Genomic DNA, 12491 nt, shown 5'->3' on the forward strand with positions numbered 1-12491 from the left:
ACACCCGGACCGAGCCCGAAAAGACCAAACCATCGACTCCGGGGCCGAACTCCGGGTACCGTAGGACCCGGCCCCCGGACCCTCCCCCCTCGCCGGGGGCCGCCTTATGTCCTTGGCAGCCCATCGGGCGCGGAATCCGAGGGATCCCCGTTCTCCTCCACCACCCGCAGACCGGGATGTTCCGGCGGCAGCGTGCGGTACAGCACCCAGCCGCTCACGGCGACCGTCACCGCGACCAGCGGCCAGGACAACACCGTCCGCGCGATGCCGAGCGCGACCACCTGCCCGCTCCACCACAGCGAGCCGTACACGGCGACCCGCAGCGTGTACTGGAGGAAGACCCACACCCAGCTCGCCCGCGAGTAGGCGCGCAGCAGCGCGGGATCACGGCGCCATCGGGTCTTCTGCCCGATGACGAGCCCCACCACGACGCCGAGCAACGGCCACCGGACCACGATGCTGGCCGCCCACAGCAGCGCGCTGGCCACATTGGACAGCAGCTGGATGAGGAAGAAGTCCTCGGCGCGGCCGGTGTGCAGGGCGATCAGCGCGGCGGCGATCACCGCGGCGAGGCTCACCACTACCGCGCGGGCCTTGTCGCCGCGCGCGACCCGGTACCCGCCGAGCAGCACCGCCACCCCGATGGCCACCCCGGCGCCCCAGGCGATCGACCGACCGGCGATCAGCCAGCCGAGGACGAAGGCCGCGGGCGGGATGCTCGCGTCGATGGCGCCTCGCCGCCCGCCGAGGATCTGGGCGAGCGACTCGCGCGAGGGTCGTGAGGTCACCCTTACAGCCTGCCGGATCTATGAGCCGGAACACCCGGGCGGGGAGATGTTCGCCACACGAGGTGTCCGGTTTACGTCCACTTGAGGGGAATCTACGCAGCCCAGGAGTGTACATCCCGGTAATGGAGATGCATGGACGTCCGACAAAATAAGAGACTGTGTCAACGGGCTGAACCACGGGTTTCGGCCGGGTGGGATTGCAGGGGCGCTCTCAGCTGTTAGTTGTGGTGTACAAGTACCACCGGGGGCACACGGACGGAAGGGGACCCAACGTGTACGGATTCGACAGCTACGTGGCGATCGGTGACAGCTTCACCGAAGGACTCAACGACAGCTTGCCCGACGGCAGCTTCAGGGGCTGGGCGGACAGGCTGGCGGAGATCCTCGCCGAAGGCAGGCCCGACTTCCAGTACGCGAACCTCGCCCTCCGTGGGAAGATGCTCGACGAGATCCTCGAAGAGCAGCTCCCGATCGCCCTCGCGGTGAAGCCCGACCTGGTCACCCTGTGCGCGGGCGGCAACGACATCATCGTGCCCGGCGCGGACGTGGACGCCGTGGCCGCGCGGCTGGAGGCGGGGGTCGCCAAGCTGCGCGAGGCCGGGATCCCGGTGCTCATCTTCAACGGGCCGGACACCAAGTACCTGTCCGTGATGCACGTCCTGCGGGGGAAGGTCGGCATCTACAACGCGCATCTGTGGGCGATCGCCGACCGGCACGGCGCCAAGATGGTCGACATGTGGGCGATGGCCCCGCTGCACGACCGCCGCGCCTGGAGCGACGACCGGCTGCACTTCACCCCCGAGGCCCACCGGCGGATCGCGCTGCGCGCGGCCGAGGTCCTCGGCGTCCCGGTCGCCGACGACTGGCGCGAGCCGTGGCCGGCGTCCGAGGAGCCGAGCACCTGGATCACGTCGCGCCGCTCGGACCTCGAGTGGACGAAGGCGCATCTGCTGCCGTGGATCCGCCGTCAGCTCAAGGGCGAGTCCATGGGCGACGGCCTGTCCCCGAAGCGCCCCGAGCTCGCGCCGCTGCTCCCGCTGGAGCAGATCGAGACGACGGGCGTCACCCTGCCCACCACCGATCTGCGGGAGATCCACCACCACGCGAGCTGAACCGCGCGTGAAGGCCCCCTTCCCTCGGCTCAGCCGAGGGAAGGAGGCCTTCACGCGCATCAGGGCCATCGATCGATGTCACCCAGAAGGGTCATGTGCCGACGCCGTCCGGGCCGAGGCGAGGTCCGGGCCGCGGTCGACGTCGCAGGCCAGACCGGGTACGCGGCACTTCGCGGGGAGCGCCGGACGTGGGGAAAGCCGGTTCGCTAACCGGACGTACGCGGCTTACAGTCCCTTCATGCCCGGTACACGCTGGAGCCGCTTGCTGCCTACAGCGCTGCTGGTCACGCTCGCCTTGACGGCGATCACCGTCTGGTCGGCCTCGGACGACATCGAGGCCGAGCTGACCGCGCGCGCGAAGAACGCGCTCGCCGACGTCGGCGTCTCCGGCGGCCAGGTGAGCTTCTCCGGCCGCGACGCGAACCTCACCGGCTTCCCGCCGGACAAGGCCGCGCAGGCGATGGACGCCATCCAGCGGATCGACGGGGTCCGGACGGTCGAGATCTCCGGCGACACCTCCCCGCCTGCGGGCCCGGTGACGACCAGCGGCGAGCCGCCGAGCCAGCCCGCGCCGAGCCCGCCGCCGAGCCCCGCGCCGACGCCGGCCAAGCCGACGGACAAGGCGGGCTTCCAGGCCGAGCTCGACCGGCTGCTGGCGGCCACGCCGATCACCTTCGAACCGGACACCACCGACCTCACCGCGGACGGCGAACGCGGCGCGCTGGAGGTCGCGAAGCTGCTCACCGACGCGCCCCGCGAACTGCGGTTCCGGATCACCGGGTCGGTCGCGACCGGTTCGGACCGCAAGCTCGCGCTGAACCGGGCACTGACGGTCGAGCGGTTGCTGGAGCGCAACGGGGTCAAACGCGACCAGGCGTACTCCACCCAGCGCAGGAACTCCGACGGCGCGAGCGGCGAGGGCCGCCGCGTCGACATCACGGCGGAACAGAGGTGATGGCCTGATGCTCTGGCTCTTCGGGCAGATCTGGCTGTGGCTGCTCATCTCGTTCGCCCTCGGCTGCGGTGTCACCTGGCTGCTGATGCGCGGCGAACGACGTGAGCGTCCCGCCGCGGAACCGGCGGTCCACGAGCCGGCGCGCGCCGCGGTCCCGGTCCAGCCCGACCCGGATCCCGAACCCGTGCCCGAACTGCTCTCCACCGAACGGACGCAGTTCCTGCCTCCCGCGCGGGTGCAGGACGACGACGAGCCGTACGACCAGGAGGCCGAAGGCCACCGCGAGGGCCAGCTGGCACCGGAAGCGGTGCGGGCCTACCAGCCGGGGCCGCCGGAAGCGGCCGCCCGCAACGGCGAGGGCGGCCACGAACCCGAACCCGTCTGGCCGAGCGACGAGGACTGGCCACCCGCCGGGCACCGGCCGGGGCAGGGCGGCTGACACTCGCCTGGTAAATTCGGCTACGCACTGTGAGCGGGACGCCGGGTACGTTTCTTCGATCGGGAGCTCCGGCACACGAAGGAGGCTCCGATTGGCGCTCCCCTATTGGACGCCGCACAACCTGCTGCCTCCTGGCCGCCATCCCGCCGATCTGGCCGACGTCTACGAGCGGCTGGTCTTCGACGCACCGCACCAGAACGACCGTGAAATCCTGTTCAGCGCGCTGAACAGTTACCTCGGCGTCGCCCGGCGGATCATGCCGACCGGCCGCGCGTGGATCGGCGGGGATCTGACCGCCAGGACCCCGCACGCGCCGCGCGGGCTCGACGTGGTGCTGATCCCGGACGAATGGGGCGCGCTCAAACGGCTCGACGACGCGGGCCGCTCGGCGCTGTACGGGCTGCTGACCTTGCGCGGGGTCATCGTCGGCCAGCCCGCCATGTACCTGGACCAGGTCCAGCCCGTCGGCGGCATGCTCGACGGTTTCCTCTGCCGCCCCGGCGACGAGGAGATCTGGGAAGAAGTGTGGGCATCGGGTGGCAGGGGAATTCCGGAAGTGATCTGGTGAGGAACGAATTCCGGCGTATCGCCGACGAGATCCCCGGCGGCACCTGGCTCGACGACCTCGCCCGCGCGTCGGCGATGGCCGCGTACGCCAAGTTCGAGCGGACGTCGCGTTCGCCGCTGCTTCGCGTCTCCGTGCTCGGCGAGTCGCATCTGGACGCGTACACCTTCTCCGACATCAGCCGCGCGCTGCAGGACGCGACGGCGAAGATCGGGCACATCATCCGGAACCCGTCGGGCGAGGTGACCTTCGTCCAGCCCGCGGACCGCGAGAAGGCCCCGCTGATCCAGCGCGGGCAGGCGGGCAACGCGATCTTCTTCGGCTTCCCGGAACCGGCGCTCGACGACGCCCTCATCCACGACGGGATCGAGTCGCTGTCCGAACGCGCGGTCAAGGAGCTGTGCGACTTCCTGCCCGCCAACGGTTCCGACGACGGCGCGCTGGACGCGGTGCTGCTGCAGCGGGACACCGTCCGGAACGCGGTCAGCGACATCGTCAACGCGGTCAGCAAGCACGCCGGGATCGGCATGGCACTGACCCCGACGTCCGGCGACGAACTGACCCGCAGCATGACCACCGAGCAGGCGAGGATCCTTTCCGGGAGCCTGCGCGAGTCGAGGGAAGCCGTCGGCTACGAGACGGTCAGCGGCAGGCTGGACGGCGTCCGCACGCGGCGCCGGATCTTCTATCTCGAACGCGAGTCGGGCGGCACGATCCAGGGCGCGGTCGCGCCGGATCTGCTCGACGAGATCAAGGAGAACCTGGACCGGCCGGTGACCGCGCGGCTGCGCGTCGTGCGCACCACGACCATCGACGGCCGCCGCGGCCGCCCGGTGCACGAACTGCTGGAGATCACCCCGGAAGTCAGCCTGTTCGATCAGTGATCGGGTTTCCGACATTCGGCGATGCCACAATTCTCGTCAGAAAATGTCGGTGACCGCTTGATCATCGTTGAATGATGACTTTTTCCGGCAGGTAACAATTTCGGCCATTGCCCCGAACGATGGGTTAACGTCTTCGGACGGAAGCCTCCGAAAGGGCATGTATGCCGACCGATCCACCTCTCCCGCACCCGCCTGCCACCCGCTACGGCCCTGGGTTCGCCGCGCACGGAACCCGGCACCGCAAACCCAAGAACGGCGTGGTCATCGCGGGTTTCCTGGTCGGCTTGGCGGCGCTCGGGGTCGCCTTCGTCCCGGTCGCCGGGATAGCCGCCTGGCCGCTCGCCGTGATCGGATTGATTCTTTCCGTGATCGGTTTGACCAAAATCAAGAAGGGCGAAGCGGACAAGAAGGGAATGGGGATCGCGGGGCTCGCGCTTTCGATCACCGGACTGCTGGCCGCGGGCGGGTTACTGGTCTACACCAGTTTCTTCGTGACCGGCGAGTCGGGGCTGCACGTCCCGGCGGTCGCCGGGGACAAGAACACCGTCGAGTTCGTCGTCAGTGCTTCCGGCGGCGCGACCATCCGGTACGGCTCGCTCAACGACCAGCGGACCGAGACGACCCCGGCCAGTACCGACGAATGGCGCGGCACGGCGTCCTTCAACTCGGGCGACTACCTGCTCACCGTCACCGCGGACACCCGGAACTCGACGGTCAGCAACCAGATCGCCTGCACGATCCTGGTCAACGGCAAGAAGGTGGCGGAGAACAAGGGCCAGACCATCGCCCTGTGCACCGCCGGTACCGGCTGACCCCCTGCGTTTCGTCCTCTGAATGCGGTAGTCGCGCGCGCAAGGACCGCATCCAGAGGACGAAACGCGGGAGTGCCGCCTGGCGGCCGGCCGGTATCGCCCCCACCTCCACCGGCCGGACCGCCACGAGCCGCTCCTGGCGGCTCTTCGGACGGGACCCGCGAAGGGCCCGCCCGAGTGTCGATCACTACCGCGTGCCCCTCCCCTAGGGCTCGATCGACACTGAACCGGACCCTACGCGCGTGCGCGGCGAGGCCACTAAGAATCCGCTAAGGATCACTCACGGACTTTCGCCGAGGTCCGTGAATTCCGCACGGACCAGCGCGGCGAGCTTGGGATTGGCGTCCGCGAGGATTTTCAGCGCGAGCGCGAATTGCTCGCGGGCACCGTCCACATCCGACCCGGCCCGCAGCACCCTGCCCAGCGTCAGCCGCAGGACGCCCTCCTGCAGGACGAACCGTCTGCTGATCGTCAGGTCCACCGCTTCCCACACGTACCGCTCGGCCGCGGCGAGCTCGCCGATCCGCAGGCTCAATTCGGCCAGGTTGTTCAGCGAGACGACGACGTAGCTCTCGTCCCCGAGCGTGCGGTCGATCTCCAGCGAGGCGACCTGATGCCCGATCGCCTCGATGAACCGCCCCGCCCGTTTTTCGGCCTCGGCGCAGTTGTTGAGCGCCTGCCCGCGCAGTTCGAGATCGCCGGTCCGCTCGGTCTCCTCGACCACGCGCCGCAGCGTCCTGATCGCCTCGTCGTGCCGCCCCAGCAAGGTGAGCGCGGAGCCGAGGTGGATGTTCGCGGAGATCGTCAGCCGGTCGTCGCCGATCGCGGTCGCGAGTTCCAGCGCGCGTTCGGCGTCGGCGAGGCAGCCCTGCGGCAGTTCGAAGGTGAGGGCGATGGCGCAGCGGGAGATCAGCATCCAGCACCGGCCGAGGACGTCGCCGGATCGCTCGGCGGCCTCCAGCCCGATCTCGACCAGCCGCGTCCACTCGTCCAGCAGCGGGTACACCGCGCGATAGGTGTGCGCGACCCTGGCCAGCCGCCAGACGTCGTCGTGGCGTCCGGCGGCGCGGGCGGCTTCGAGTACCTCGATCAGGTTCTCCCATTCCGCGGTAAACCAGTCCTGCGCCTCGTCGAAGGAACCGATCGGCGGCGTCTGCGCGTCGGTCAGCTCCCCGGTGAAGTCGAGCGGGTCGACGATCCGCAGCATCTTCCGCCGGGCCCGGTCGGCGACGGCCTGATAGAACCGCACCGACCGCGACAGGACGTCTTCGCGGTCGGCTTCGTCGAGTTCGTTCTCCGCCAGCTCACGGAGGAACAGGCGGACGAGATCGTGCGGGACGAACGAATCGCGGCCGGTTTCGGCGAGCAGGTTGTGCGCGGCGAGCACCCGCAGATGCCGCCGCGCCTCGGCGACGGTGATCCCGCCGATCGCCGCCGTCAGATGCGAACCGGCCGAAACGCACTGGACGACGCCGAGCCGCAGGAAGGTGTCCGCGACCTCCGGCGGCAGCCCTCGGAACGAGACGTCGAACGCCGCGCGGACACCGTCGTCCGGGCCCTCGACGTCGAGCGCGGCCAGCCTGGTCCGTTCGTTGCCGAGTTCGTCGACCAGATCCTGCGCGGACCACTGCGCGCTCGCGGCGAGCCGGGCACCCGCGATCCGCAGCGCCAGCGGGAGATAGCCGCAGAGCCGGGCGAGCGCGTGGTTGAGGTCGAAACCGGCGGGCCCGGCGAGTTCCTCGATCAGCCGGACGGCGTCGCCGGGCGCGAGGGTGCCGAGCACCCGCAGTTTGGCCGCGTTGGACACGGCGAGCCCGTCGAGCCGGGAACGGCTGGTCACCAGCGTCATCGACCGCGAACCGGGCGGCAGCAACGGCCGGACCTGCTCGGCGCTCCGGGCGTTGTCGAGGATGACCAGCATCCGGCGCCCGGCGATCATCGAGCGGTAGAGGGCGACGCGTTCGTGGACCTGTTCCGGGACGCCCTCGGCCGGGACGCCGAGCCCGAGCAGGAACTGGGTGAGCAGGTCGGCGGGCTCCAGCGGCGGATGATGCGGGTCGAAACCCCGCAGGGAGGCGAAAAGGATGCCGTCGGGGAAGCGGCGGCCTGCCCGATGCGCCCACCACACCACCAGGCTGCTCTTGCCGATCCCGGCCGTTCCGGTGACCACGCCGACCGCGGTCTCGCCCGCTTCGGCCCGCTCGGCGAGTTCGTCGAGCCAGGCCAGGTCGGCCTCGCGCCCGGCGAGGTTCGGCACCGCGGGCGGAAGCTGCTGGACGGGCGCCGCCTCGGCCTTCGGTTCCGCGACGACCTTGACCGGAAGATCGTCGTTGAGGACTCGTTCATGCAGCCAGCGCAGGTCCGCGCCGGGTTCGACGCCGAGGGTGCGCAGGGTCGCCCGGGACACCGTGCGGTAGAGCTCGAGCGCGTCTCCGCGGCGGCCGGCGTGGTAGAGCGCGCGCATCAGCTGACCTGCCGTGCGCTCGGCGAGCGGATTCGCCCGGACGAGCGGGCTGAGTTCGACGATCAGTTCCGCGTGCCTGCCCAGTTCGAGGTCCGCGTCGACCCTGGCGCCGTGGACGGCGAGCCGCAGATCCTCCAGTTCGGGCGCACGGACCGACCCCGGCACACCGGCGAGCGCGGGCCCCTGCCAGAGCGCGAGGGCCTCGGTGAGCAGCGCGGACGCCTTCTCCGGCTCTTCCGCCGAAGCCCGCTCCAGCAGGGATCGGGCGCGATGGACGTCGATCCGCTCGGGCTCGACGGTCAGCTGGTAGCCGGGCGGCGCGGTCAGGATCCGGGCGCCGTCCGGATGGTCCCCCTGGATGCCCCGGAGCACGCGGCGCAGATGCGAGACGTTGCCGTGGACGATCGTGCGGGCGGTGGCCGGCGGGTCGTGCCCCCAGAGCGCGTCGATGATCTCGTCGAGCGCGACGACCTTGTTGACCTTCAGCGCCAGCAGCGCGAGCAGGCCGCGGACGCCGGGACCGCCGACGGGGACCGGCCGATCGCCGTCGAGGAGGCGCACGGGACCGAGGAGCTGGAAGCGGGCAGGGGAACCGCTTTCGGCCATGACAAGCCCCCCTCCCTCCGATCTCTCCCCTTACCGGAACAGCCAACCTACCGCGCGGAGAGCCCGCCAACCAGGACACTCGAGGCCGTGAAGGCCTCCTTCCCTACTTTCAGGGCAAGGAACGACCCCGGCGGATCCGGACAAAGGCGCCTAAGCGGGCAGCATCCGTCCACTGTGGACTTCGGTTCCGCGGGGACGGTCGTCCTGAAGGGCACCTTTGGGACGTTGAACGTCTCGAAGGTGCCCTTCAGGACATGCGTCCTCAGCGCCAGGGCTCGCCCTTGCTTGTGCCTAACGCAAGGATGGGGGCCTTCATGTACTCGGCGAGGTGCGAAGGCCGAGTTTCCTCGGCTGAGCCGAGGGAAGGGGGCCTTCACGCGCGGCCGCTGTGGTGCCTGCGGGGCGTGCGTGGCGAGCCGCGAGTCCGTGACCCAAGAGACGAAAAAAGGCTCCGTGCCATCAGTCCCGATCTGATGGCACGGAGCCGGGAGATGTCCGACTTGGGCCGCCTGGGGGCGCGACCCACATCGGACATCGGCGTCCACGTCCGTCCGGGTGGGCTCACCCCGAGCGAAGAACCCGTTCGGTCGTCGACAACACCTACGTGAGCGAGCCCACTGGCCCGCTCGCGTGGCGACAACGTAACAGGGCGCACACCGACGGCTACAAGCGCCCCATCATGGCCTTCGCGACCTGCGGTTTCGCAAATCGGGTCAGCGCGACAGCGGGGTCGAGTCGCGGCCGGCGATGAACGCCGGACGCGGTTCGATCGCGGCGTACGGCTCCCGCAGCGCGTTTTCGACGCTGTTGAACACGAGGAAGATGTTCGACCTCGGGTACGGCGTGATGTTGTTCGAGGAACCGTGCATCACGTTCGAATCGAACCAGAGCGCGGAACCGGCCTGCCCGGTGAACTGGTCGATCCCGTATTCGGCGGCGAGCGAGGTGATGTCCTCTTCGCTCGGGACGCCGACCCGCTGCTCTTTCAGCGAACTCTTGTAGTTGTCCTCCGGGGTTTCCCCGGCGCACTGGACGAAGGTCCGCTGCGAACCCGGCATCACCATCAGCCCGCCGTTGAACGGGTAGTTGTCGGTGAGCGCGATGGAGCAGCTGACCGCGCGCGGCACCGGCATGCCGTCCTCGGCGTGCCAGGTCTCGAAGTCCGAGTGCCAGTAGAACCCGGTGCCCTTGAAGCCGGGCATGTAGTTCACGCGGCTCTGGTGGATGTAGACCTCGGAGCCGAGGATCTGCCGGGCCCGGTCGAGCACGCGCGGGTCGCGGACGAGTTCCGCGATCAGCTCGTTGGTCTCGTGGACGTCGAAGATCGAGCGGACCTCACCGGTCTTGGCCTCGGTGATCACGCGTTCGTCGCCGCTGTGGTCCCCCGACGACATCCTGACGAGTTCCTGCCAGTAGGTCTGGACCTCGCCCGGCGACAGCAACTGGTCGACGACGGTGTAACCACGCGTTTCGTGGTTGGCGAGCGTGGCCGCGTCCAAGGGACCGTCGGCCTCGGTGCCCCAGACGGTGGGGTGCGTCCTGGGCAGGTGTTCGGGCTTACCCGTGATGCGGGTCGGGTAACTGTCGTCGACTCGGGTGTCGGTCAGCGTCAATGCGGTCGCCTCCTCGAGCGATTCTTCTAGGGTTCGGTGACGAGCGGGTACACGCCGTTTTCGTCGTGGACCTCACGGCCGGTGATGGGCGGGTTGAACACGCAGACGCACTTGATCTCGGTCTTGGGCCGGACCTGGTGCTTGTCGTGGTCGTTGAGCAGGTACAACGTGCCCGGCTTCAGCTGGAAGACCTCGCCGGTCGCGGTGTTTTCGAGCTCGCCCTCACCAGAGGTGATGAACACCGCTTCGATGTGGTTCGCGTACCAGAAGTCGTTGACCGTCCCGGCGTACAGCGTGGTCTCGTGCACCGAGAAGCCGACGCCCTCCTTGGCCAGCACGATGCGCTTGCTGCGCCAGTTCGGGGTCTTGATGTCGGCGTCGGTGTCGGTGACCTCGTCGAGTGTTCTGACAAGCAACGGAGAACTCCTTCTCGTTCCTGGTTGAGGGCGGTCGGTTCAGGTCAGTTGAGGACGGTGGCGACGGCCTCGTCGATGATCGCGAGGCCCTTCGTGAGCTCGTCGTCCGTCAGGGTGAGCGGCGGGAGGACCTTCATGACCTCGCCGTCGGGGCCGGAGGTCTCCATCAGCAGCCCGCGTTCGAACGCGGCGGCGCAGACCTTGCCCGCGAGGTCGCCGTTGGCGAACTCGATGCCCCGGGCCAGGCCGCGGCCCTTCGCGAACAGGTTCGCGTCCGGGTACGCCTCGACGATGCCCTGGAAGGCCGCGCCGATGCGCTCGCCCTTGGCCTTGGTGGACTTCTCCAGCTCGTCGTCGCTCCAGTAGACGCGCAGCGCCTCGGTCGCGGTGACGAACGCCGGGCTGATGCCACGGAAGGTGCCGTTGTGCTCACCCGGCTCCCAGACGTCGAGGTCCGGGCGGATCAGCGTCAGCGCCATCGGGATGCCGTAGCCGCCGATGGACTTCGAGAGGCAGACGATGTCGGGTTTGATACCCGCGTCCTCGAAGCTGAAGAACGGGCCGGTGCGGCCGCAGCCCATCTGGACGTCGTCGAGGATCAGCAGGATGCCGTGCTTCTTGCACAGGTCGTCCAGCGCCTTGAGCCACTCGACGCGGGCGGCGTTGATACCGCCCTCGCCCTGCACGCCCTCGACGATCACGGCGGCGGGCTCGTTCAGGCCGCTGCCGGAGTCTTCGAGCAGCTTCTCGAAGTAGAGGAAGTCCGGGATGGAGCCGTCGAAGTAGTTGTCGTACGGCATCGGGGTGGCGTGGACCAGCGGGACACCCGCGCCGCCGCGCTTCATCGAGTTACCGGTCACCGAGAGGGCGCCCAGCGTCATCCCGTGGAAGGCGTTGGTGAAGTTGATGACCGATTCCTTGCCGGTCACCTTGCGGGCGAGCTTCAGCGCGGCCTCGACCGCGTTGGCGCCACCGGGGCCGGGGAAGACGACCTTGTAGTCCAGATCCCGCGGCCGGAGGATCTTCTCCTGCAGGGTCTGGAGGAAGTCCCGCTTGGCGACGGTGAACATGTCGAGCGCGTGCGTCACGCCGTCCCGCGCGATGTAGTCGATCAGTGCCCGCTTGAGCGCCGGGTTGTTGTGCCCGTAGTTGAGCGCGCCGGCGCCGGCGAAGAAGTCGAGATAGGGCTTGCCGTCCTCGTCGTAGAGGTAGCTCCCCTGCGCCCTGTCGAACACGACGGGCCAGCCGCGGCTGTAGCTGCGCACCTCGGATTCGAGTTCCTCGAAAATGCTCATGACGTTTTCTTTCTCCCTGAGATCCCCGGATTTACGTTCTATTGACTGCTGAGCGGACCGATTCGGTACAGGTCCTCCTGCTCATGCGTTCCTTCCTCGGCCGGGAAATCCGTCGCGGAGAACAGATCCTGGCGTTCCACGGTGGCGTTCCACCGCTTGGCGAACGAGGCGAACAACCGGATCGAAGCCTCGTTGTCCGGGGTGATCGTCGTTTCGAGGTACCGCACGCCCTGGGCGGTCAACCGGCCGAAGAGTTCGTCGAGCAGAGCTCCGGCCAGGCCTTTTCCTCGCTGGGACGCGTCGACCGCGACCTGCCAGACGAAGCCGACGTCCTGTTTGCGGTACCCGATCACGAAGCCGACCGGCGTGCCGTCGACTTTCGCGACCACCGACGTGTCGGCGAAATCGTGACACCACAGCAAATAGGCGTAAGGCGTGTTGAGATCGAGCTTCTTCGAATCGCGGGCGATTCTCCAGAGCGCGGCACCGTCTGCCTTGGTCGGATTTTCGATCAAGTGCTTTCCGGACATGTCCAAGAAACG

At 68.8% G+C, this 12491-nt stretch carries 12 protein-coding genes; 6 read left to right on the top strand and 6 right to left on the bottom strand.

Annotated elements, in window-relative coordinates:
- Nucleotides 1–104: 104 nt before the first annotated feature.
- Nucleotides 105–788, bottom strand: a complete 684-nt coding sequence (locus H4W30_RS18120) for a DUF3159 domain-containing protein (protein ID WP_126730322.1) — start codon at nucleotides 786–788, stop codon at nucleotides 105–107.
- A gap of 272 nt (nucleotides 789–1060) precedes the next feature.
- Between H4W30_RS18120 and H4W30_RS18125 the strand changes: the two genes are divergently transcribed.
- The 6 genes from H4W30_RS18125 to H4W30_RS18150 all read left to right on the top strand — a co-directional run bounded on the left by H4W30_RS18125 (nucleotide 1061) and on the right by H4W30_RS18150 (nucleotide 5555).
- Complete coding sequence (locus H4W30_RS18125; RefSeq protein WP_192743851.1) at nucleotides 1061–1900, top strand: SGNH/GDSL hydrolase family protein; 840 nt, start codon at nucleotides 1061–1063, stop codon at nucleotides 1898–1900.
- 238 nt (nucleotides 1901–2138) lie between these two features.
- A complete protein-coding gene (locus H4W30_RS18130; protein ID WP_225949376.1) occupies nucleotides 2139–2855 on the top strand; it encodes an OmpA family protein in 717 nt (238 codons plus the stop codon).
- Between the two features lie 7 nt (nucleotides 2856–2862).
- Entirely contained in the window at nucleotides 2863–3294 is a 432-nt protein-coding gene (locus tag H4W30_RS18135; protein WP_192743852.1) for a hypothetical protein, read from the top strand.
- Between the two features lie 91 nt (nucleotides 3295–3385).
- Entirely contained in the window at nucleotides 3386–3862 is a 477-nt protein-coding gene (locus H4W30_RS18140) for a DUF6932 family protein (protein ID WP_126730318.1), read from the top strand.
- On the top strand, nucleotides 3859–4743 hold the full coding sequence (locus H4W30_RS18145; RefSeq protein ID WP_192743853.1) for a hypothetical protein: 885 nt from the start codon (nucleotides 3859–3861) through the stop codon (nucleotides 4741–4743). Before H4W30_RS18140 ends, H4W30_RS18145 begins: the two co-directional genes overlap by 4 nt.
- 161 nt (nucleotides 4744–4904) lie before the next feature.
- Nucleotides 4905–5555 (top strand): DUF4190 domain-containing protein, encoded by a 651-nt coding sequence (locus tag H4W30_RS18150; RefSeq protein ID WP_192743854.1) that lies wholly within the window; start codon nucleotides 4905–4907, stop codon nucleotides 5553–5555.
- A 280-nt stretch (nucleotides 5556–5835) separates the two neighbouring features.
- Here H4W30_RS18150 and H4W30_RS18155 read toward each other — a convergent pair whose 3' ends face one another.
- The 5 genes from H4W30_RS18155 to ectA all read right to left on the bottom strand — a co-directional run bounded on the left by H4W30_RS18155 (nucleotide 5836) and on the right by ectA (nucleotide 12479).
- Nucleotides 5836–8625, bottom strand: a complete 2790-nt coding sequence (locus H4W30_RS18155; protein ID WP_192743855.1) for an AfsR/SARP family transcriptional regulator — start codon at nucleotides 8623–8625, stop codon at nucleotides 5836–5838.
- Nucleotides 8626–9338: 713 nt separating this feature from the next.
- Entirely contained in the window at nucleotides 9339–10238 is a 900-nt protein-coding gene (gene thpD / locus H4W30_RS18160; protein ID WP_192743856.1) for an ectoine hydroxylase, read from the bottom strand.
- A 26-nt stretch (nucleotides 10239–10264) separates the two neighbouring features.
- Nucleotides 10265–10654 (bottom strand): ectoine synthase, encoded by a 390-nt coding sequence (locus tag H4W30_RS18165; protein ID WP_007033454.1) that lies wholly within the window; start codon nucleotides 10652–10654, stop codon nucleotides 10265–10267.
- Nucleotides 10655–10698: 44 nt separating this feature from the next.
- On the bottom strand, nucleotides 10699–11949 hold the full coding sequence (gene ectB, locus H4W30_RS18170) for a diaminobutyrate--2-oxoglutarate transaminase (RefSeq protein ID WP_192743857.1): 1251 nt from the start codon (nucleotides 11947–11949) through the stop codon (nucleotides 10699–10701).
- A gap of 38 nt (nucleotides 11950–11987) precedes the next feature.
- Nucleotides 11988–12479, bottom strand: a complete 492-nt coding sequence (gene ectA, locus H4W30_RS18175; protein ID WP_192743858.1) for a diaminobutyrate acetyltransferase — start codon at nucleotides 12477–12479, stop codon at nucleotides 11988–11990.
- Between the last annotated feature and the right edge of the window lie 12 nt (nucleotides 12480–12491).

Origin of the sequence: Amycolatopsis roodepoortensis (genome assembly GCF_014873915.1) — a bacterium.
GTDB lineage: Bacteria > Actinomycetota > Actinomycetes > Mycobacteriales > Pseudonocardiaceae > Amycolatopsis > Amycolatopsis roodepoortensis.

Bases quoted from the DNA above. Each gene is read 5' to 3' on its own strand.
- H4W30_RS18130 (WP_225949376.1), top strand. From the start codon at position 2,139: ATGCCCGGTACACGCTGGAGCCGCTTGCTGCCTACAGCGCTGCTGGTC.
- H4W30_RS18135 (WP_192743852.1), top strand. From the start codon at position 2,863: ATGCTCTGGCTCTTCGGGCAGATCTGGCTGTGGCTGCTCATCTCGTTC.
- H4W30_RS18150 (WP_192743854.1), top strand. From the start codon at position 4,905: ATGCCGACCGATCCACCTCTCCCGCACCCGCCTGCCACCCGCTACGGC.
- H4W30_RS18155 (WP_192743855.1), bottom strand. From the start codon at position 8,625: ATGGCCGAAAGCGGTTCCCCTGCCCGCTTCCAGCTCCTCGGTCCCGTG.
- ectB (WP_192743857.1), bottom strand. From the start codon at position 11,949: ATGAGCATTTTCGAGGAACTCGAATCCGAGGTGCGCAGCTACAGCCGC.
- ectA (WP_192743858.1), bottom strand. From the start codon at position 12,479: ATGTCCGGAAAGCACTTGATCGAAAATCCGACCAAGGCAGACGGTGCC.